Origin of the sequence: Streptomyces hokutonensis (assembly GCF_042751305.1) — a bacterium.
Taxonomy (GTDB): Bacteria; Actinomycetota; Actinomycetes; order Streptomycetales; family Streptomycetaceae; genus Streptomyces; species Streptomyces hokutonensis_A.
Genome location: NZ_JBHYWD010000010.1, coordinates 256,602 through 276,900, shown reverse-complemented (window position 1 = coordinate 276,900; position 20,299 = coordinate 256,602). Strand labels below are relative to the sequence as shown.

Below are 20,299 nucleotides of genomic sequence, written 5' to 3'. Positions count from 1 at the left end.
CGCCAAATCCCCTGTGGATAACTACAGTTGGTTGTGGACCAAACATCAGCCCCAAAAGAAAATGCGTGATCCGCGTCTCTCCCGTCATGCTGAGCGGATGGACGAAAGACGCACCGTGAAGGTGTCGAAGTACCTCTCGAAGCACCTGCGCCACCAGCCCGAGCGGATCGGGCTCACCCTCGACGAGGCCGGCTGGGTCGAGATCGACACGCTGATCGCCGCCTGTGCCGCGCACGGGTTCCGCTTCAGCCGCCAGGAACTCGACCATGTGGTGGCCACGAACGACAAGCGGCGCTTCGCGATCGAGGGCACCCGTATCCGCGCCAGCCAGGGCCACAGCATCGAGGTCGACCTCGGACTGCCCCCGGCCACCCCGCCGTCGTACCTCTTCCACGGCACGGTGGCACGCAACCTGGACGCGATCCGGGCCGAGGGGCTACGGCCCATGAACCGCCACGCCGTGCACCTCTCCGCCGACCGGGAGACCGCGACCCGGGTGGGCGCCCGCCGCGGCCGGCCCGTCGTGCTCGCCGTGGACGCTGGCGCGATGCACGGCGACGGCCATGTGTTCCGGGTCAGCGAGAACGGGGTGTGGCTCACCGAGGCGGTACCCACGCGCTATCTGCGGTTCCCCGAATCCCACTGATCCGCGCGGCCGAGATGTGCCACCGGTGATGGCCCCGGCCACACCACCCCCGGCATGATCAGAGGTATGGACCACTTCCCCAGCACCGAGGCGGCCGTCACCGCCCTGCGTGACATCGCCGCCGAGTACGCGCGTGAGATCGAGGTCACCCACGACATCGGCGCCGACCAGACCTCGCGCCGCACCTCCGCGGGTTTCGGCGTCACCACCGACCCCGACGGTTCACTCCCGCACGAGGCCTTCGTCGAGTTCGGCGGACTGCCCCGGGTGAGCGTGCGGCTCTTCCCCGAGGACGACGCCGTGATCACGGTCGAGGGCATCGCCTGCCCCGACATCGCCCGCGACGACGTCCCCGCCTTCCTCCGCTCCGTGTTCGACGGCCACGCCTACGTAAAGGCCCGCCGTTTCCCGCCCAGTTGCAACCTGATCGTCCCGCTGCCCGGCGACCGGACGCACAAGGAGTGGATCTCGATGATCACCCTCACGCCGTGGCTGAACGGCCGCATCAGATGACGGTTTCACGTGAAACACGGACAGCCGCTTAGCCTGGGATCCATGAACCTGCGCCTGAGCACCGTGATCCTCCCGTACCGCCGCTGGAACGAGGGGAGCCGCGAGGCATGGCAGCGCGCGGAGCAGCTCGGTTTCCACACCGCCTACACCTACGACCATCTGTCCTGGCGCACCTTCCGGGACGGCCCGTGGTTCGGCGCCGTACCGACACTGACCGCCGCAGCGGCAGTCACTGAGCGGATGCGGCTGGGCACGCTCGTCACCTCGCCCAACTTCCGGCACCCGGTGACCCTCGCCAAGGACCTCATCACGCTCGACGACGTCTCCGACGGACGCGTCACCCTCGGCATCGGTGCGGGCGGCTCCGGCTTCGACGCCACCGCCCTCGGACAGGACCCGTGGACCCCACGGGAGCGTGCCGACCGGTTCGGGGAGTTCGTTCCGCTGCTGGACCGGCTGCTCACCGAGGATTCGGTGTCGTACGAGGGTGACTTCTACTCGGCGCACGAGGCCCGGAACATTCCGGGGTGTGTGCAGCGGCCCCGGCTGCCGTTCGCGGTGGCCGCCACCAGGCCCCGTGGTCTGAAGCTCACCGCCCGCCACGGGCAGGCCTGGGTGACCACCGGTGATCCCCGGCTCTTCGAGAGCGGCACTCCCGAGCAGTCGGTTCACGCCATTCGCGGGCAGGCCGAGAAGCTGGCCGACGCCTGCGCGTCGATCGGCCGGGACGCGGCCGAGCTCGACAAGATCCTGCTCACCGGTTTCACCCCGGACCGCGGCCGTCCGCTGGAGTCCCTCGGTGCCTTCGTCGACTTCGCGGGCCGGCATCAGGAACTGGGCTTCACCGACATCGTGATCCACTGGCCGATCCCGGACTCCGACTTCGCGGCGGACGAGAAGGTCTTCGAGCAGATCGCGATGGAAGCCCCCACTCAGCTCCGCTGACCCGGAGGGCGCCCCTGGCCTCGGGCGCAACGACCACTGCTGGGGGCCGTAACCACTCACATGTGCGCACTGCCGCACGGCCGTGCGGGCATATGCGGGAGAATGGTCCGGTGACCTCAGCGACTCGACAGCCCGAGACCCCGGCCTCCGCCGTCCCGCCACGGCTGATCGCCACCGACCTGGACGGCACTCTGCTGCGCGACGACAAGTCGGTGTCCCCCCGCACGGTGGCCGCCCTGGCGGCTGCCGAGGAGGCGGGCATCGAGGTCTTCTTCGTGACCGGTCGCCCGGCCCGCTGGATGGACGTCGTCAGCGACCACGTCCACGGCCACGGCCTGGCGATCTGCGGCAACGGCGCGGCCGTGGTCGACCTGCACGGCGGCCCTGGTGCCCACCGCTTCGTGAAGGTCCGCGAACTGGCCCGGAACAACGCCCTCGACGCCGTACGACTGGTGCGCGAGGCGGCGCCCGGGACCGTGTACGCGATCGAGCAGACCTACGGCTTCTACCAGGAGCCGGCGTATCCGAAGCTGCACCTGGAGATCCCGGACACCCTGGCGCCCGCCGAGAAGCTCCTCGCGCCGGACGCCCCCGGGGCCGACGAACCGGTCCTGAAGATCCTCGCGTTCCACCCCGACCTCGACCCGGACGACTTCCTGACCACCGCCCGCCTCGCCCTGGGCGACCGCGCGAACGTCACCCGCTCCAGCCCCAGCGCCCTGCTGGAGATCAGCGGCCCCGGCGTCTCCAAGGCGAGCACGCTCGCCCTGTGCTGCGCGGAGCGGGGTATCGCGCCCGAGGAGGTCGTCGCCTTCGGGGACATGCCGAACGACGTCGAGATGCTGACGTGGGCGGGGCAGTCGTATGCGATGGGCAACGCGCACCCCGCCGTGCTCGCCGCGGCCTCGGGGCGGACCGTCGACAACAACGAGGACGGCGTGGCGGTCGTCATCGAGCGGATGCTGGCGGAGCGGCGGTAGCTCGCTCAGCCGACGGCCACTCCGCGTGCCTCCAGCCACGGCAGCGGATCGACCGCAGAGTCCGTCTCCGGGGTGGTCCGTACCTCGAAGTGCAGGTGCGGGCCGGTGGAGTTGCCGGTCGTGCCGGACCGGCCGATCCACTGGCCGGCGGTGACCCGGTCACCCTCGTCGACGGCGACGGAGGCGAGGTGGGCGTACTGCGTGCAGTAGCCGCCCGGATGCTCGACCACGATCTGGATGCCGAAGGCGCCGCCGCAGGACACTCGCACCACCCGGCCCGCTCCGGCCGCCCGGACCGGTGTGCCTACGGGCACCGCGAAGTCCTGGCCGGTGTGCCGGTTCGCCCAGCGGGAGCCGCTGCTGCCGAATCCTGCGGACAGTTCGCTCGACTCCACCGGCGCGACCCATGAGGCGGTTTCCGTGGTCGACGGCTGGTCGAGGCGAACGGCGCCCGGGCATGAACCCGCGGCGACCGAGGTGTCCGTCTGCCTGGCACCGAGGGTGTGGCTGTCGCTGTTGCCGGGGCGGGCCGCCAGCACGGCGATCGCGCACAGCAGTACCGGAACGAGCAGAGGGTGACGGCGAGATGAGGGCATGTCAGCGATCGTGACCCGTGCGACGGACCGGCGCCCTGTTCAAGTCGTACGCATGGGGGACAGGGTGGCGCGAACGGCTCAGTGGGGCGCCTGCCACACCACCGTCGTACCGCCTCCGCCGTTGCCGGGCCCGTACCAGCTGTCGCCGCCCAGGGATTCGGCCCGTCGCTTGAGGTTCTTCAGGCCGCTGCGGCGACCGCCCTCCGGGATGCCGACCCCGTCGTCCGCGACGGTGAGCCGGACGCCGGGCCGTCCGTCGGGCAGGGTCGCGGTCGCGTCGACGACGACCTCGATCCGGGTGGCCGCCGCGTGCCGGAAGGCGTTGGAGAGGGCCTCGCGCAGGGCCGCGATGAGGTTCTTGCCGGTGAGGTCACCGACCACGCTGTCGACCGCGCCGACGAAACGGTGCTCGGGTGTGAAACCGAGCGGCACGGCGGCCATGTTGATCTCCCGCAGCACCCGCGTGCGCAGCCCGGAGGGGGCTTCGGTGGGCCCCTGTTGGAGCGCGAAGATCGTGGTGCGGATCTCCTGGATGGTGATGTCGAGTTCGTCGACGGCGTTGCCGACGCCCTGCCGCACCTCGGGGACGAGCGAGTCGCGCCGGGCGCTCTCCAGCATCATGCCGGTGGCGAACAGCCGTTGGATGACCAGGTCGTGCAGATCGCGGGCGATCCGGTCCCGGTCCTCGTACACCGCGAGGCGTTCCCGGTCGCGCTGTGCCTCGGCCATCATCAGCGCGAGCGCGGCCTGCGAGGCGAACTGGATGGCGAGGGTGCGTTCCGCCTCCGTGAACGGCCGCTCGCCCCGCGCCCGAGGGGTGACGAGGGCGCCCAGGACGCGCCCGCCGCTCTGCAGGGGCAGCGCCATGATCGGCCCGTAGGCGCGCGCGAGGGCGCTGATCACACGCGGATCGGTGGCCGCGTCCGCGACGAACACCGGCTGTCCGTCGAGGAGTTGCGCGACGATCTCGCTGTCCGGCGGGACGACTCTGCCGAGCTGGTTCGACGGTTGTTCCGAGGCCACGGCGACGATCTCCATGCCGCCCTCGGTCGCGGGCAGCAGCACGATCCCGGCCGCCGAACCGGACAGCCGGCGGGCCCGTTCCGCGACGACCTGGAGCGCCTCCTCGGCATCCCCGCCGGACAACAGGGCGGTCGTGACGGCCACCGACCCGTCGATCCACCGCTCGCGCTGCTGGGCGGCCTCGTACAGCCGGGCGTTGCCGATCGCGATGCCGGCCTCGGTCGCCAGGACCCGGACCATGTTGACGTCGTCGTCGTTGAAGGTGCCCCCACCGCGTTTCTCGCCCAAATAGAGATTCCCGAAGACCTCTCCCTGGACCCGGATCGGAACACCGAGGAAGGCCCGCATCCGAGGATGGTGCGCGGGGAAGCCCCAGGAGCGCGGATCCTGCGTCACATCCACGAGCCGCACCGGCTCCGGCTCCCGGATGAGCGCGCCGAGCAGCCCCTTGTGCCCGTCGGGAAACCGCCCGATGCGCCGCGCGGTCCCCGCGTCTACCCCGTGGAAGACGAAGTCGGCAAGGGCGTCGCCCTCTTCGTCCACGACACCGAGCCCCGCGAAACGGGCTTCCGTCAGCGTGGCCGCCGCCTCACAGATCCGCTCCAGCGTGGAGTGCAACTCGAGCCCACTGCCCACGGACCGCATCGCGGCCAGCAACTGCGGCACGCGTACGGCCAGTTCGGCGGACAGCCCCGGGGAGGACGACGGGGGACCGGCACTCGCAGCGGCTGACATGCCCCGAGCCTAATTAGTCCTCTTTGTCACGGAAAGTCGAGCGCCTCGACCGCAAGCCTCCCTACCCGGCCGCCACCAGCAGCTCCGACTCCGCCTCCCGCTCCGCCATCCCCCGCAACGGCCCCTCCACCGAGACCAGTCCGGCGTACGGCCCCCGCTGCACGACCCGCCCCTCGTCCAGCACGATCACCTCGTCCACGTCATCGAGTCCCGCCAGCCGGTGCGTGATGAGGAGCGTCGTACGGCCCTCCGTGGCGGCCAGCAGATCGGCGGTGAGCGCGTCGGCGGTCGCCAGGTCGAGGTGTTCGGCGGGCTCGTCGAGCACGAGGACCGGGAAGTCGGCGAGCAGTGCGCGGGCGAGGGCCAGCCGCTGCCGCTGCCCGCCGGACAGCCGCGCCCCGTGCTCACCGACGAGGGTGTCCAGTCCGTCGGGCAGCCCGTCGGCCCAGTCGATCAGCCGGGCCCGCTCCAGCGCGGCTCGCAGTTCGTCCTCGGTCGCGTCCTTCTTCGCGAGCAGCAGGTTCTCGCGCACCGAGCTGTCGAAGAGGTGCGCGTCCTGCGCACACAGCCCGACGAGCCGTCGTACGTCATCACCGTCCAGGGCGTACGCGTCCACGCCGGCCAGCGTGTACGAACCGGCGTCCGCGTCGAGGAAGCGCAGCAGCACCTGCGCCAGCGTCGTCTTGCCGGAACCGGAGGACCCGACCACGGCGACCCGGCGGCCCTTCTCCAGCGTCAGGTTGAGCCCGGCGAGCGCGTCCCGGTCCTGGCCGTTGTGGCGCGCGGCCAGCCCCTGGACAACGAGCGGGAAGGGTGTCGCGGGCGCCTGGCGGGGCCGCTCCGGTTCCCGTACGGGCTCGGGGGCGTCCAGGACCTCGTACACGCGCTCGGCGCTCTTGCGGACCCGCTGCCTGTACTGCACAGCGAGGGGCAGTCCGAGGACGGCCTCGAAGGCGGCGAGCGGGGTGAGGACGACGACGGCCGTCAGGACACCGCTGAGCCGTCCCGCGGCGACGGCTTGGACGGCCACCAGGGCGGTGGCGGCGACGGTCAGTCCGGAGATCAGCGCGGTGAGGCCGTCGCCGAGCGCGGTGGCGGTGGCGGCGCGGGAGGCGATCCGGGTGAGGACGCCGTCCGCGCGCCGGGCCTCGGCGGTGCGGGCGGGCAGTGCGCCAGCGACCGTCAACTCGGCGGTGCCGGTGAGCAGTTCGGTGACGCGGGTGGCGAGCGCCCCACGGGCCGGGGCCAGCCGCCGTTCGGCACGACGGGCCACGGCACCGGTGACGAGGGGGACGCCGACACCGGCGGCGAGGAGACCGACCGCGAGGACGGCACCGGCCTCGGGCAGCAGCCAGGCGGTGAAGCCGACCGTCGCCGCCGAGACGGTGACCGCGACCCCGGCGGGCAGCAGCCAGCGCAGCCAGTAGTCCTGGAGCGCGTCCACGTCGGCGACGAGCCGGGACAGCAGATCGCCCCGGCGGGTGTCGCGGAGTCCGGCAGGTGCCAGCCGCTCAAGGCGCCGGTAGACGGCGACCCGGGTGTCGGCAAGCATCCGCAGCACCGCGTCGTGCGACACGAGTCGCTCCGCGTACCGGAACACGGCCCGCCCGATCCCGAAGGCCCTGGTCGCGGTCACCGCCACCATCAGGTACAGCACGGGCGGCTGCTGCGAGGCCCGCGAGATCAGCCACCCCGAGGTGGCCATGAGCCCAACCGCACTGCCCAGCGCGAGACTTCCGAGCACCAGGGCCAGGGCGAGGCGGCCACGCCGGGCGCCGGACATGGCGCGGACGCGGGAGAGGACGCTGCCCTTGCGGGCCGCGAGCTGTGTCTCGGGCACGTCGACGGCCACGGAACTCACCGTCGCCTCCGCGCTCGGACCGGCGAGCGTCGGCGCGGTCTCCGTGCGGACCACCGCATCGCCCTCCGTCACCCGCACCACCCGGTCCGCCACCGCCAGGAGAGCCGGCCGGTGCACCACGAGCAGGACCGTGCGCCCGACCGCCAACCGCCTCACCGCCTCGACCACTTCGGCCTCGGTCGCCCCGTCCAGCGCGGCCGTCGGCTCATCGAGGAGCAGAACGGGACGGTCGGCGAGGAAGGCCCGGGCGAGCGCGAGACGCTGCCGCTGCCCGGCGGACAGCCCGGCCCCGTCCTCACCGAGCACACTCCCGATGCCCTCGGGCAGCGCGTCCACGAACTCCAGGGCGCCCGCGTCGGCCAACGCCCGCCGTACGGCGGTGTCGTCGGCGTCGGGCCGGGCGAGCCGTACGTTCTCAGCGATCGTCCCGGCGTACAGCTGCGGGCGTTGCGGCACCCAGGCGATCCGTGAGCGCCAGCGCTCCAGGTCGGCGTCGGCGAGATCGACTCCCCCGACGCGGACCCGCCCCTCGGCGGGCCGCACGAATCCCAACAGGGCGTTCAGGAGTGTCGACTTGCCCGAGCCGCTCGGGCCGACGAGGGCGACCGTCTCGCCGGGTTCCACGGCGAAGGACACGTCCGACACGGCGTCCACAGACCGGCCGGGATACCGGACCGTCACACCTTCGAAGGCGAGCGCGTCGGAGGGCACTTCGGTGGTTCCCGTGGCCGGTACCGGTGTCTCCAGTACCGAGAAGATCTCCTCGGCCGCCGTGAGACCCTCCGCCGCCGCGTGGTACTGCGCGCCCACCTGACGCAGGGGCAGATACGCCTCGGGCGCCAGGACGAGGACGACGAGACCGATGTAGAGGTCCATGTCGCCGTGAACGAGACGCATGCCGATCGTCACGGCGACCAGGGCCACGGAGAGCGTGGCAAGCAGTTCCAACGCGAAGGAGGAGACGAAGGCGATCCGCAGGGTCCGCATGGTCGCCTGCCGGTACTCGCCGGTGATCCGCCGGATCGACTCGGCCTGCGCCTTGGCCCGCCCGAACACCTTCAGCGTGGGCAGGCCCGCGACCACGTCCAGGAAGTGCCCGGAGAGCCGGGACAGCAACTGCCACTGCCGGTCCATCCGGGACTGCGTGGCCCAGCCGATCATCACCATGAAGAGCGGGATGAGCGGCAGGGTGCCGACGATGATCGCCGCCGAGACCCAGTCCTCGGTGACGATCCGCGCCAGCACCGCCACGGGGACGACCACCGCGAGGCCCAACTGTGGGAGATAGCGCGAGAAGTAGTCGTCGAGGGCGTCGACTCCACGTGTGGCGAGGGCGACCAGCGACCCGGTCCGCTGCCCACTCAGCCAGCCGGGCCCCAGCTCCACGGAACGCTCCAGCAGCCGTCGCCGTAGCTCCGACTTCACGGAGGCGCTGGCTCGGTGGGCGGCGAGTTCGGTGAGCCAGGAGACCAGGGCACGGCCACCCGCGACCGCCACCAACAGCACCAGGGGAGTGCCGAGTTCACTCACGGACTTGCCGTGCTGGAAGGCGCCGACCACGACCTCGGCGATGAGCATCGCCTGCGCGATGGCCAGCAGCGCCCCGACGGCACCCAGGCCGACGACCGCCATCAGGAAGAGGCGGGTGGCGCGGGCGTATCGAAGTAGTCGTGGGTCGATTGGTTTCACGTGAAACACACCCTCTTCTCGGGAGGTCCCGACTTCTCATTAGGTCCCAACGGGGCATGTTTCACGTGAAACATGCCCCAATCAGGACTCAGTGCGCTGCTTCTGCAATGTGCTGCGTACCGATCCGCTTCCGGAACACCCAGTACGTCCAGCCCTGGTAGAGCAGGACGATCGGGGTGGCGATCCCCGCACACCAGGTCATGATCTTCAGGGTGTACGGGCTCGACGAAGCGTTGGTGACCGTGAGGCTCCAGTCCGCGTTGAGCGAGGACGGCATGACGTTCGGGAAGAGCGACAGGAAGAGCATCGCGACGGCGGCGATGATGGTGACCCCGGAGAACGCGAACGACCAGCCCTCGCGCCCGACTTGGATCGCCCCCAGCGCCGCGACCAGCGCGACGACGGCCACGACCAGCGCGACCAGGCTCTTGCCGTCACCGCTGTCGACCTGGGTCCAGATCAGGAAGGCCAGCGCCAACAGGGCGGTGACGAGACCGACTTGAAGGGCCAGCTTCCGTGCCCGCACCCGAATGTCGCCGACGGTCTTGAGCGCCGTGAACACCGCGCCGTGGAAGGTGAACAGCGTCAGCGTGACCAGGCCGCCGAGGATGGCGTACGGGTTGAGCAGGTCCCAGAAGTTGCCGACGTACTCGAAGTTCTTGTCGATCTTCACGCCCCGCACGATGTTGCCGAAGGCGACGCCCCACAGGAACGCGGGGAGCAGCGAGGTCCAGAAGATCGCGGTCTCCCAGTTGCGCTGCCAGTTCTCCTCGGGCCGCTTCGCCCGGTACTCGAAGGCGACACCCCGGACGATCAGGCAGACCAGGATGATCAGCAGAGCGAGGTAGAAGCCGGAGAAGAGGGTGGCGTACCACTCGGGGAAGGCGGCGAAGGTCGCGCCGCCGGCCGTGAGCAGCCAGACCTCGTTGCCGTCCCAGACCGGACCGATCGTGTTGATCAGCACCCGCTTCTCGGTGCGGTTCCGGGCGAGCAGCTTGGTGAGGATGCCGACCCCGAAGTCGAAGCCCTCCAGGAAGAAGTAGCCGGTCCACAGGACGGCGATGAGGACGAACCAGACGTCGTGCAGTTCCATGACAGTTGCAACTCCCTCGGCCTAGTACGAGAAGGCCATCGGCTTGTCGGCGTCCTGGGAGTCGCCGCCGATCTTCGTGGGCGGGTTGAGGTCGGCCTCGGTGAGCTCGGGCGGGCCGGCCTTGACGTACTTCGCGAGCAGCTTGACCTCGATGACGGCGAGGATCGCGTAGAGCGAGGTGAAGACGATCATCGAGGTGAGGACCTCGCCCTGGGAAACGCTGGGGGAGACGGCGTCGCGGGTCTGGAAGAGGCCGTAGACGACCCAGGGCTGGCGGCCCATCTCGGTGAAGATCCAGCCCCAGGAGTTGGCGATGAGGGGGAAGCCGAGGGTCCAGATGGACACCAGCCAGTAGAGCTTGGTGAGCTTCGGGCCGAGGGCCTTCTTCTTGAAGAGGACCACGTTCGGCACCTCGTCGTCGCCGACCCGCAGATGCTGGGGCAGCATGAACTTCTTGCGGGTCAGCCAGAGTCCGGCCAGGCCGACGGCGAAGGACGCCATGCCGAAGCCGATCATCCAGCGGAACGCCCAGAAGGTGACGGGGATGATGGGCCGGTAGTCGCCGGGACCGTACTTGGCCTGCTCGGCCTTGTTGGTGTCGTTGATGCCGGGGACGTAGGAGTTGAAGTCGTCGTCGGCGAGGAACGACAGTATCCCGGGGATCGAGAGCTCGACGGTGTTGTGGCCCTTGCTGACGTCGCCGTAGGCGAAGATCGAGAAGGGCGCGGAGTCCTGGCCGTCCCACAGGGCCTCGGCGGCGGCCATCTTCATAGGCTGCTGCTTGAACATGACCTTGCCGAGGGTGTCACCGCTGACGGCGGTGAGCAGGCCGGCGATCGTGACGGTGATCAGGCCCAGCCGCAGCGAGGTCTTCATCACGGAGATGTGCTTCTTGCGGTACAGGTGGAAGGCCGCGATGCCGACCATGAACGCGCCACCGGTCAGGAAGGACGCGGAGAGCGTGTGGAAGGCCTGCGCGAGCGCGGTGTTCTGGGTCAGCACATGCCAGAAGTCGGTGAGTTCGGCACGGCCCTTGGCTTTGTTGATCTTGTAGCCGACGGGGTGCTGCATCCACGAGTTGGCCGCGAGGATGAAGTACGCCGAGAGGATCGTGCCGATCGAGACCATCCAGATGCAGGCCAGATGGATCCGCTTGGGGAGCTTGTCCCAGCCGAAGATCCACAGCCCGATGAAGGTCGACTCGAAGAAGAACGCGATCAGCGCCTCGAAGGCGAGCGGGGCACCGAAGATGTCACCGACGAACCGCGAGTAGGCGGACCAGTTCATGCCGAACTGGAACTCCTGCACGATGCCCGTGACGACGCCCATGGCGATGTTGATCAGGAAGAGCTTGCCCCAGAACTTGGTGGCCCTGAGGTACTTCTCCTTCTCCGTGCGCACCCACGCGGTCTGCAGCCCGGCCGTGAGAGCGGCGAGCGAGATCGTCAGGGGGACGAACAGGAAGTGGTAGACGGTGGTGATGCCGAACTGCCATCGCGCCAGTGTCTCCGGCGCCAGAGCCAGTTGCACGTCGTCAGTCTCCTTATGTCGCCGTGGTCACAGCGGCAGTTTGCCCCTTATGCCCCACGCATCACTGGACAACCAGGACACGCTTGTGAACGCGTTCACATTCACAAGGAATTATGACGCATGGCAGTTCGAGACGTGAGAGGCGGGGGGTCCCCCAACGCGGCCGACCGGCCCCACCAGGGAGGGACCGGTCGGCCTATGGCGTCGACGACGCCCTACAGCTCCTTGCGGAAGCCCTCCGCCACCTTCAGGAAGATGTCGTTGGCCTCGGTCTCCCCGACCGTGATCCGGGCGCCCTCGCCCGCGAACGGCCGCACCACCACACCGTGCTGCTCGCACACCGCCGCGAAGTCGACCGTACGCTCCCCCAGCCGCAGCCACACGAAGTTCGCCTGCGTCTCCGGAACCGTCCAGCCCTGACCGCGCAGCGTGTCGACCACGCGGGTGCGCTCGCTCACCAAGGAGCCGACCCGGCCGAGCAGTTCGTCCTCCGCGCGCAGCGAGGCGACCGCCGCGTCCTGCGCGAGCTGACTCACCCCGAACGGCACGGCCGTCTTGCGCAGCGCCGCCGCCACCGGCTCGTGCGCGATCGCGAAGCCGACCCGCAGCCCGGCGAGGCCGTACGCCTTGGAGAAGGTGCGCAGGACACAGACGTTCGGCCGGTCGCGGTAGATCTGGACGCCGTCCGGCACCTCCAGGTCCCGGATGAACTCGCGGTACGCCTCGTCCAGTACGACCAGCACATCATCGGGCACCCGGTCCAGGAAGCGCTCCAGCTCGGCCCGTCGTACGACCGTGCCCGTCGGGTTGTTGGGGTTGCAGACGAAGATCAGCCGGGTCCGGTCCGTGATGGCGTCGGCCATCGCGTCCAGGTCGTGCACATCGCCCGGGGTCAGCGGCACCTGCACCGGAGTGGCACCGCTGATCCGCGTGATGATCGGGTAGGCCTCGAAGGACCGCCAGGCGTAGATGACCTCGTCACCGGGACCGCTGGTCGCCTGGATCAGCTGCTGGGCGACGCCGACCGAGCCGGTGCCGGTGGCCAGGTGGGAGAGCGGGACGCCGAACCGTTCCGCCAGCTCGTTCATCAGACCGGTGCAGGCCATGTCCGGGTACCGGTTGAAGGAGGCGGCGGCCGCCGTCACGCTCTCCATGACACCCGGCAGCGGCGGGTACGGGTTCTCGTTGGAGGACAGCTTGTAGGCCACCGGACCGTCCACCGCGGCAGGCTTGCCCGGCTTGTAGGTGGGGATACCCTCCAGCTCGGCGCGCAGCTTGGGGCTCGTCTCGCTCACCGCAGTCCTCCTTGTGACCCACCGGATTTCAATACTGCTCACCTTATGAGGATTCGACGCCGCCGCGTACAGGTCGCGTCCGGGTGAGCGGCCTGCGGACCCTGGCCGGGAATGTCTCACACGTCACATCCGCATCAGGGGCAACAGCGTACGAAGGCGCACGAACCGGGGGCGCGCTGTACATATATCTATGCGCCGGTAGCTCACGCCGTGGCGCGCATCCCTCGTGCAGGTGAGTTGAGACCTCTTCGAAACATCGGGGACTTGGCAGGCCCATGCGCGCCGACAAGTCACGTAATGCCATCGAAGCGTTTAACTGACTTTGTTTCCAAGGCAGTTGACCCTTTCTGACCTTGCAGAAACGTGCCTGTCAACGCGTGCATATGCGTCCGCACTACCCCACCGCATGAGCCCTACTATCGGCTCGCCATGACAGCAGCAGGGAAGCACCAGGTGAGCCGCGCGGAAACCTCTCGTCGAGGAAGCCGGCCGGGCCGGGCGGGAATCAGAGATGTGGCCGCCGCGGCCGGGGTCTCCATCACGACCGTCTCCGACGCCCTCAACGGCAAGGGCCGGCTCCCGGACGCCACCCGACGCCATGTCCGCGAAGTGGCCGACCGGCTGGGCTATCGGCCCTCCGCGGCGGCTCGCACGCTCCGTACCGGGAAATCGGGCCTCATCGGCCTGACCGTCACGACGTACGGGGATGAACCTTTCACCTTCACCGAATTCGCGTACTTCGCCGAGATGGCACGCGCCGCCACGTCGGCCGCGCTCGCCCGCGGCTACGCCCTAGTGATCCTTCCGGCGACCTCGCGCCACGACGTGTGGTCGAACGTCGCCCTGGACGGCACGGTCGTCATCGACCCGTCCGACCAGGATCCGGTGGTCAGCGAGCTCGTCCGGCAGGGTTTACCGGTCGTCTCCGACGGCCGCCCGGCCGGCTCGCTCCCGGTGACCGCCTGGGTCGACAACGACCACGAGGCCGCCGTCCTCGGCATCCTCGACCACCTGGCCGACGCCGGCGCCCGCCGGATCGGCCTCCTCACGGGCACGAGCACGGACACGTACACACACCTCTCGACCACCGCATACCTGCGTTGGTGCGAGCGGGTGGGCCAGGATCCGGTGTACGAGTCCTATCCGGCGCACGATCCGTGCGCGGGCGCCGTCGCCGCCGACCGGCTGCTCGCCCGGCCCGACCGACCCGACGCGGTCTACGGCCTGTTCGACCCCAACGGCACGGATCTGCTCGCCGCGGCCCGCCGCTACGGGATGCGGGTACCGGAGGATCTGCTGCTGGTGTGCTGCAGCGAGTCCACGGTGTACGCCAACACCGAGCCGCCGATCACCACGCTCTCCCTGAAGCCGCGCCGCATCGGTACGGCTGTGGTGCAGCTCCTCATCGACGCCATCGAGGGGGTCGATTCGGATCTGCCGGTCGAGCAGGTGATACCGACCGAACTGATCATCCGTACGTCGTCCCAGCGACGGCCACCGCGGACGACGGTCAGTCCGCCCCGGTCGCCGGAGGGGAAGTAGGGGGCGGGCGAGTTCCCCTCGGGGACGGGTGGCCGGTCGGTCGCTGAACCGGTCGACCGGTGGGCCGGACTGGCGGTGCGTCAGGTCGGCGGTAGGCCGAGGCGGCGCTACGGCGGCCCCGGTGAGCCTGCCGACGGGTCCGCCGTCCCGTGGGGCCGCTTGCCGCCGCCTGTCCGCGCCAAGGGCTGCTCGGGGTGCGGTGACGGGCGTGAGGGTGGGGGTCGTAGCCAGGATGTGCCGGCATTGTGCCCTTTATCGCGGCCCGCACCGTGAGGGCTGGGGGGAGAACGCCGTGACGGGCACCGCGAGGTGGTTGGCGCGGTGCCGGGCGTCTCTCGGGGCGGAGTGGCGGGCGGGCGGTGTCCGGGCGCTTCCCTCGGGCTCCGGTACGGGCCGGACGGTGCCGGGACTCCCAGCCGGCGCCGTTCGGGCCGTACCGCCCGATCCTGCCCCCTCGGCCGCCCGCGCAGCCCTGTCTCCCCGAGCACCCACCCGGCACCGGAGTCGACCACCGACCGGCCGACGGCAGGCGGTCGTACCGAAGTCGGAGGTGGCGTACGGCAACCGCCGGAGGTCACCGCACCGGCGAAATCCAGCCGCCCTTCCGGCGGGAACCGATCGTCCCTCGGGTGCTGGTCGAGTGGTCGAAGCCCTGCCCAATCGGGGCGAAAGCCACGGTGAACCGGAGTCCTGCTCTGATTCACCACCCCTGGGTCATCACATGGCGCGATCCGCATTCCTATGATGGGCCCACGACACCGCGGGCCGCTGCGACCAGGCAGTCCGACGCGGTGCAGACGCGGCGTGATGGTGGAGGGGTCGATGACTCAGGGGGCCGGTCAGGGACCCGAGGTGGAGCGGACGGCGACGTTGCGCGACTTCCGGGTACCGGCGTATGTCCACGAGACCGGTCCGTACGCCGACAGCGCACAGCCCGGCGGCGCCGTACGACCCGACGAGGAGGCCTTCGACGAGGCCCATCCCGACGGGTACACGCCGACTCGGCGCGATCTGCCGGTCATCAATAGGGGTGACACGGTTCAGGTCGCGGTGGACCCGGCGTCGGTGGGCATCCCCCGGCAGACGGAGGGCCCCGGTCCGCTGTTCGTCGTAGGGGATGTGCACGGCTACCTCGACGAACTGGTGGCCGCGCTGCGGGAGAAGGGCCTGATCGACGCGGCCGGCAGCTGGTGCGCGGGCACCGCGCGGCTGTGGTTCCTCGGCGACTTCACCGACCGCGGGCCGGACGGCATCGGCGTCATCGACCTGGTGATGCGGCTGTCCGCCGAGGCGGCCGCGGCCGGCGGCTACTGCAAGGCCCTCATGGGCAACCACGAGCTGCTGCTGCTCGGCGCCAAGCGGTTCGGCGACACCCCCGTCAACTCCGGCGCGGGCACTGCCACCTTCCAGGCGGCCTGGCTGCTCAACGGCGGCCAGAAGACCGACATGGACCGCCTCCAGGACGTCCACCTGCAGTGGATGGCCCGCCTGGACGCCATGGAGGAGGTCGACGGCCATCTGCTCGTCCACTCCGACACCACCGCCTACCTCGACTACGGCGACTCGATCGAGGCGGTCAACGACAACGTCCGCGAGACCCTCACGCGCAACGACGCGGACGAGGTGTGGGACGTGTTCCGCAAGTTCACCAAGCGCTTCTCCTTCCGTGACGAGGGCGGAGCCGAACATGTCCGCTCCCTGCTCGACATGTACGGCGGGACCCGGATCGTGCACGGCCACAGCCCGATTCCCTACCTCCTGGGCGACGTCGGCTCCGAGGACGGCGAGGACACCGCCCCTCCCGTGGTCGAGGGACCGCACGTCTACGCCGAAGGACTGGCCATCGCGATGGACGGCGGAGTGACCATGGCCGGAAAACTGCTGGTCCAGCAACTGCCGTTGGATATCTGAGCGTTTAACGGGCACACGTCCCCCTCGGAGGACCGGCGGACGACAGCGCTGGCCAGGGGCCAATTTCTGGAAACCCCCTGTCACCGTGTGCCGTCGCCGCTCTACCATCGGCTTATCCGTAGCAGGCTCCCCTCCGTTTCTGCCCGACGGCTCGTTGGCATGCGAGCCCCAAGCCCTACGGAGCATCGGGGGATGCACATGAACAGCGTTCCGCAGCACCTGCACAGCGAGGACCGCCAGGAGTACGAGCGGATCCTCGACGAGGCGCTGCGCTCCGCCCCTACCCGCCCGGAACTGGCCGCTGTCGGTAAGCGGCTCAACCCCGAACAGCTGCGCACCATGGCGCTGAACGCCACCGCGATCATCACGGCGGCCGCAGCGACCGAGTACCAGCACTATGTGAAGGTCCGCGAGGAACTGCGCCGGCCGGCGTCGTCCACCCCGTCGTCCGTCCCCGAGACCGGCTCCGAGGAGCCGGGCGGCGTGGGCGCGATGGGGCTCGCCACCACCCTGGGGGAGGCTGCCGAGGGTGCGGGTGCCGTCGCCGTCGCCGCCGTCCTCACCCCCGTCCTCGCCGGCACTGCCGCGGCGATATTCCTGCTCGTGGGTTACATCCTCAAGATGCTCACCCCCGAACCCGCGTTCGCGCAGACCATGCTCACCGCCGGCTGGGTGTTCGGTGCGATGACCGCCGCGGCGATCCTCGTCGCCGCCGTCGGCCTGCTCCTCACGGCCCTGCGCAACCGGCCGACGTTCGACGCCGACCCCTACGGCGAGTCGGGCGGTGAGGTGGCCCGGGCCAGGGAAGCCTGGCATGACGCCCTTCTGGAACGCGGCATCCTGCCGTTCCTCCAGGAGGCGCTCGCGGCCCCGGGCACGGCGGCCCTGCGCCGTACGACACCCTCGGCACCGAGTCGCATGCCGCACCTCGGCTACGACCGCCCGGGCTTCTCCAGCCCCGACGACGGCCCGAAACCGGGGCACCGCCCGAGCTTCACCAGCCCGGACTTCAGCAGCCCGGACTTCGGGGGGCCCGAGCACGCGCCGGAGTAGCCCCTCGGCTTGCGCCCCCACCCAGGGGAGCGCAAGCCGAAGACCCGGTCACGGGTTCCGCTGCTCGTCGCGCCCGTCGAACTCCTCGCGCGCCGCCCGCATGGCGGTGACGTTCGCCTGCGCCCAGACGGTGAGGTTCCGCACCAACCCGCCCACCTCCAGGCCCAGTTCGGTCAGCCGGTACTCCACGCGCGGTGGCACGGTCGGGTACACCGTGCGGGTCAGCAGCCCCTCGCGCTCCAGCGCTCGCAGGGTCCCTGTCAGCACCTTCGGCGTCACACCGTCCAGCCGTCGCCGCAGTTCGGCGAACCGCATGGGCCGGCCGTCCTCCAGGGCCACCAGCACCAGCATGGTCCACTTGCCCGCGATCAGCTCCAGTACGGCACGGGTGGGGCAGTCGCGCAGGAAGACCTCCACGCCACCGTGTTTCCTCAGGTCGAAGCCGGTATCCATGAGGAACCTCGATATCAGAGAAGTGCCTTCTTCCGCAGCGTTGTCGCGCGGTCGACCATGGAACACAGCACGCGCCACGCCTGTTGACGAGGAGTCAGGATGTCCGCCCGTATGCACGCCATCGTCCAATCCGTGTTCGGCGGCCCCGAGACGCTCACCTATGTCGAGACCGACGTCCCCGAGCCCGGCCCCGGCGAGGTGCTCGTGCGGGTCGCCGGCGCCGGCGTCAACCCGGGCGACGCGGTGCTCCGGTCCGGCCGGGTGCCGGAACTGGTCCCCCTGCCGTGGACGCCGGGCAACGACGTGGCCGGTGTCGTCGAGCGGGTCGGCGAGGGCGTGACAGGGTTCGCGCCGGGCGACGAGGTGTACGGCATGCTCTCCGTCCGCCCACGGGGCGCGTACGCCGAGTTCACCGCCGTACCGGCCGACGCGCTGGCGCCCGCGCCCAAGAACCTCGGCCTCGCCGACGCGGGGGCCGTACCCCTGGTCGCGATCACCGCCTGGCAGGCTCTGGCCGTGCTGGCGCGGGTCGGGCCCGGTGACCGGGTGCTGATCCACGCGGCGGCGGGCGGCGTCGGACACGTCGCCGTCCAACTGGCCAGGGAACTGGGGGCGCACGTCATCGGCACCGCCCGCGCAACCCATCACGACTTCCTGCGCGGGCTGGGCGCCGACGAGTTGATCGACTACACCACCACCGACTTCCGGAGCGCCGTCGCACCGGTGGACGCGGTCCTGGACCTGGTCGGCGGTTCCTACGGCCCGCACTCCCTCGACGTGCTCCGGCCGGACGGTCTGCTTGTCGGCGCGTCGATCGACCCGGGGACGGACGAGCAGCAGGCCGCCGCCCGGGGCCTGCGCTACACCTGGGTCACGGCCGAGCCCTCCGGCGCCCTGCTGAAGCAGATCACCGAACGCGTTGAAGCAGGTCGGCTGCGGGTCTCCGTCGAGCGCACCTACCCGCTGGCCGAAGCCGCCGAGGCCCACCGCGCCATCGAGGCCAAGCGCACCACGGGCAAGCTCGTCCTCGTGCCCTGACCCAATCGGCCCGCTCGTTCCCCACCGGGGCCCGACGGGGACGAACCCCAGGTCCGCAGAGGGGTTACGTCCACCCCGCACTCGGTGGACAGCCCCATCCTCCCCCGCGCCCCGATCCGGTTGTCTTGTGATCGTCACCGGTCAGGACCAGGAGCAACGGGGGATTCGGTCATGCAGATGCCGTCGACGAGGAAGACCGGCGCCGCCGTACTGGCAGCGGCGCTGCTCGCACTGGGCGCGCCCGTGGCCGCGACGGCCACCACCGGACACCCTGCACCCAACCACCCCTCCCACGTGTACGACGAGGCCGTGCTCCAGCGCGACCTGGCAGCCGTACGCAAGGGCCGGAGGCGGCGATGTGAACGTGCTCGCCAGGGTCGACGGACCGAACGGCGCACCGCTCATGGCCCGCATCGGCACCCGCACGGCCGACTCCACGGCCCCGATCCCCTGGAACGCGCACTTCCGTGTCGCGAGCACGACGAAGACCTTCGTGGCGACCGTCGTCCTCCAACTCGTCGCGGAGAAGCGGCTGTCGCTCGACGACACCGTCGAGCACTGGCTGCCGGGAGTCGTCACGGGCAACAGCAATGACGGCACCCGCATCACCGTCCGCGACCTGCTCCGCCAGACCAGCGGCCTCTACGACTACATCGACGACCCGGCGATCCAGGACCGCCTGATCAACCACTTCGACGAGAACCGCTACGACACCACCCCGGCGGCCGACCTGGTCGCCGTCGCGATGAAGCACCGCCCGCTCTTCGTGCCGCAGCCGGGCGGCGCCATCCGGTGGGCTTACTCCAACATCAACTACCTGCTGGCCGGGATGATCGCCGAGAAGGCCGGGGACGCGAGCTGGCAGGACCTGGTCGCTCACCGCGTCATCGCGAAGTTGGGACTGCGCAACACCTCCATCCCCATGCTCAACCCGTTCCTGCCCGACCCGCACGTGAACGCGTACCTCACGACCGCCGCCGGCAGGCGTCTCGACGTCACCGATCACAGCTTCCAGCACACCGCGGACTCCTGTGTGGTGAGCACCACCGCCGACCTGAACACCTTCTTCCGGGCCCTGGCCGACGGCAGGCTGCTCCCCGCCGCGCAGTGGCGCGAGATGCGGCAGACGGTGCAGCGAACCGACGACCTGGAGGACGTGGCCGAGATGCCCGAGGGCACCTACGGCCTCGGCCTGCGCAGGATCCCGCTCTCCTGCGGCGGCTTCTACTACACCCACGAGGGCGACGGAGCGGGCGTCAACACCCGCCCCGCGGTGAGCGCCGACGGCAGGCGCGCGGTGACCGTCTCCATCACGACCACCACCGCGCCGCCGGACCTCGCCGCCCTCAACCACGCGACCGGCACCCTCGTCGACCACGCCCTGTGCGACACGACG

14 protein-coding genes and 2 pseudogenes are annotated in these 20,299 nt (G+C 70.3%); 9 read left to right on the top strand and 7 right to left on the bottom strand.

Going from position 1 to position 20,299, the window contains the following annotated elements; translation table 11 throughout:
- Positions 1-97: 97 nt before the first annotated feature.
- The 4 genes from ACFXC1_RS26920 (at position 98) to ACFXC1_RS26905 (ending at position 3,084) form a co-directional block, all read left to right on the top strand.
- A complete protein-coding gene (locus ACFXC1_RS26920) occupies positions 98-646 on the top strand; it encodes an RNA 2'-phosphotransferase (RefSeq protein WP_381246678.1) in 549 nt (182 codons plus the stop codon).
- Positions 647-712: 66 nt separating this feature from the next.
- Positions 713-1,159: a hypothetical protein gene (locus ACFXC1_RS26915; protein WP_381246675.1), complete on the top strand. Its 447-nt coding sequence runs from the start codon at positions 713-715 to the stop codon at positions 1,157-1,159.
- A 42-nt stretch (positions 1,160-1,201) separates the two neighbouring features.
- Positions 1,202-2,104, top strand: a complete 903-nt coding sequence (locus ACFXC1_RS26910) for an LLM class flavin-dependent oxidoreductase (RefSeq protein WP_381246672.1) — start codon at positions 1,202-1,204, stop codon at positions 2,102-2,104.
- A gap of 92 nt (positions 2,105-2,196) precedes the next feature.
- Positions 2,197-3,084 (top strand): Cof-type HAD-IIB family hydrolase, encoded by an 888-nt coding sequence (locus ACFXC1_RS26905; RefSeq protein ID WP_381246669.1) that lies wholly within the window; start codon positions 2,197-2,199, stop codon positions 3,082-3,084.
- A 5-nt stretch (positions 3,085-3,089) separates the two neighbouring features.
- Here the strand turns inward: ACFXC1_RS26905 and ACFXC1_RS26900 are convergent.
- From ACFXC1_RS26900 to hisC, 6 genes and pseudogenes are all read right to left on the bottom strand, one after another.
- Positions 3,090-3,572 (bottom strand): annotated as a pseudogene (locus ACFXC1_RS26900) (M23 family metallopeptidase); the annotation flags it as partial.
- A gap of 186 nt (positions 3,573-3,758) precedes the next feature.
- The gene (locus tag ACFXC1_RS26895; protein WP_381246666.1) at positions 3,759-5,438 is read right to left on the bottom strand and encodes a sensor histidine kinase; all 1,680 of its coding nucleotides are present in this window, start codon (positions 5,436-5,438) and stop codon (positions 3,759-3,761) included.
- 61 nt (positions 5,439-5,499) lie between these two features.
- Positions 5,500-8,988: a thiol reductant ABC exporter subunit CydD gene (cydD, locus tag ACFXC1_RS26890; protein WP_381246663.1), complete on the bottom strand. Its 3,489-nt coding sequence runs from the start codon at positions 8,986-8,988 to the stop codon at positions 5,500-5,502.
- Between the two features lie 88 nt (positions 8,989-9,076).
- Positions 9,077-10,081: a cytochrome d ubiquinol oxidase subunit II gene (cydB, locus tag ACFXC1_RS26885; protein ID WP_381246660.1), complete on the bottom strand. Its 1,005-nt coding sequence runs from the start codon at positions 10,079-10,081 to the stop codon at positions 9,077-9,079.
- A gap of 21 nt (positions 10,082-10,102) precedes the next feature.
- The gene (locus tag ACFXC1_RS26880) at positions 10,103-11,611 is read right to left on the bottom strand and encodes a cytochrome ubiquinol oxidase subunit I (protein WP_381246657.1); all 1,509 of its coding nucleotides are present in this window, start codon (positions 11,609-11,611) and stop codon (positions 10,103-10,105) included.
- A gap of 215 nt (positions 11,612-11,826) precedes the next feature.
- Positions 11,827-12,906 (bottom strand): histidinol-phosphate transaminase, encoded by a 1,080-nt coding sequence (gene hisC / locus ACFXC1_RS26875; RefSeq protein ID WP_381246655.1) that lies wholly within the window; start codon positions 12,904-12,906, stop codon positions 11,827-11,829.
- Positions 12,907-13,335: 429 nt separating this feature from the next.
- On the opposite strand from hisC, the gene ACFXC1_RS26870 reads away from it, so the two are divergent.
- The 3 genes from ACFXC1_RS26870 (at position 13,336) to ACFXC1_RS26860 (ending at position 17,412) form a co-directional block, all read left to right on the top strand.
- On the top strand, positions 13,336-14,448 hold the full coding sequence (locus ACFXC1_RS26870; protein ID WP_078532683.1) for a LacI family DNA-binding transcriptional regulator: 1,113 nt from the start codon (positions 13,336-13,338) through the stop codon (positions 14,446-14,448).
- 822 nt (positions 14,449-15,270) lie between these two features.
- Positions 15,271-16,359, top strand: coding sequence for a metallophosphoesterase (locus ACFXC1_RS26865; protein WP_381246651.1), 1,089 nt, complete (start codon positions 15,271-15,273; stop codon positions 16,357-16,359).
- Between the two features lie 192 nt (positions 16,360-16,551).
- The gene (locus ACFXC1_RS26860) at positions 16,552-17,412 is read left to right on the top strand and encodes a hypothetical protein (RefSeq protein ID WP_381246648.1); all 861 of its coding nucleotides are present in this window, start codon (positions 16,552-16,554) and stop codon (positions 17,410-17,412) included.
- A gap of 48 nt (positions 17,413-17,460) precedes the next feature.
- On the opposite strand, the gene ACFXC1_RS26855 is transcribed toward ACFXC1_RS26860, so the two are convergent.
- Positions 17,461-17,865 carry a winged helix-turn-helix transcriptional regulator gene (locus ACFXC1_RS26855; protein ID WP_381246645.1) on the bottom strand — a complete coding sequence of 135 codons (405 nt, stop codon included), beginning with the start codon at positions 17,863-17,865 and terminating at the stop codon, positions 17,461-17,463.
- A 99-nt stretch (positions 17,866-17,964) separates the two neighbouring features.
- On the opposite strand from ACFXC1_RS26855, the gene ACFXC1_RS26850 reads away from it, so the two are divergent.
- Together ACFXC1_RS26850 and ACFXC1_RS26845 are read left to right on the top strand one after the other, a co-directional pair.
- Positions 17,965-18,903: an NADP-dependent oxidoreductase gene (locus ACFXC1_RS26850; protein ID WP_381246642.1), complete on the top strand. Its 939-nt coding sequence runs from the start codon at positions 17,965-17,967 to the stop codon at positions 18,901-18,903.
- 403 nt (positions 18,904-19,306) lie between these two features.
- Positions 19,307-20,191, top strand: a pseudogene (locus ACFXC1_RS26845) (serine hydrolase domain-containing protein); the annotation flags it as partial.
- Between the last annotated feature and the right edge of the window lie 108 nt (positions 20,192-20,299).

Coding starts and splice junctions, on each gene's coding strand:
- ACFXC1_RS26895 (WP_381246666.1), bottom strand. CDS start 5,438: ATGTCAGCCGCTGCGAGTGCCGGTCCCCCGTCGTCCTCCCCGGGGCTG.
- ACFXC1_RS26850 (WP_381246642.1), top strand. CDS start 17,965: ATGTCCGCCCGTATGCACGCCATCGTCCAATCCGTGTTCGGCGGCCCC.
- ACFXC1_RS26865 (WP_381246651.1), top strand. CDS start 15,271: ATGACTCAGGGGGCCGGTCAGGGACCCGAGGTGGAGCGGACGGCGACG.
- ACFXC1_RS26915 (WP_381246675.1), top strand. CDS start 713: ATGGACCACTTCCCCAGCACCGAGGCGGCCGTCACCGCCCTGCGTGAC.
- ACFXC1_RS26905 (WP_381246669.1), top strand. CDS start 2,197: ATGCGGGAGAATGGTCCGGTGACCTCAGCGACTCGACAGCCCGAGACC.
- ACFXC1_RS26860 (WP_381246648.1), top strand. CDS start 16,552: ATGCACATGAACAGCGTTCCGCAGCACCTGCACAGCGAGGACCGCCAG.
- ACFXC1_RS26855 (WP_381246645.1), bottom strand. CDS start 17,865: ATGGATACCGGCTTCGACCTGAGGAAACACGGTGGCGTGGAGGTCTTC.
- ACFXC1_RS26870 (WP_078532683.1), top strand. CDS start 13,336: ATGACAGCAGCAGGGAAGCACCAGGTGAGCCGCGCGGAAACCTCTCGT.
- cydB (WP_381246660.1), bottom strand. CDS start 10,081: ATGGAACTGCACGACGTCTGGTTCGTCCTCATCGCCGTCCTGTGGACC.
- ACFXC1_RS26920 (WP_381246678.1), top strand. CDS start 98: ATGGACGAAAGACGCACCGTGAAGGTGTCGAAGTACCTCTCGAAGCAC.
- ACFXC1_RS26910 (WP_381246672.1), top strand. CDS start 1,202: ATGAACCTGCGCCTGAGCACCGTGATCCTCCCGTACCGCCGCTGGAAC.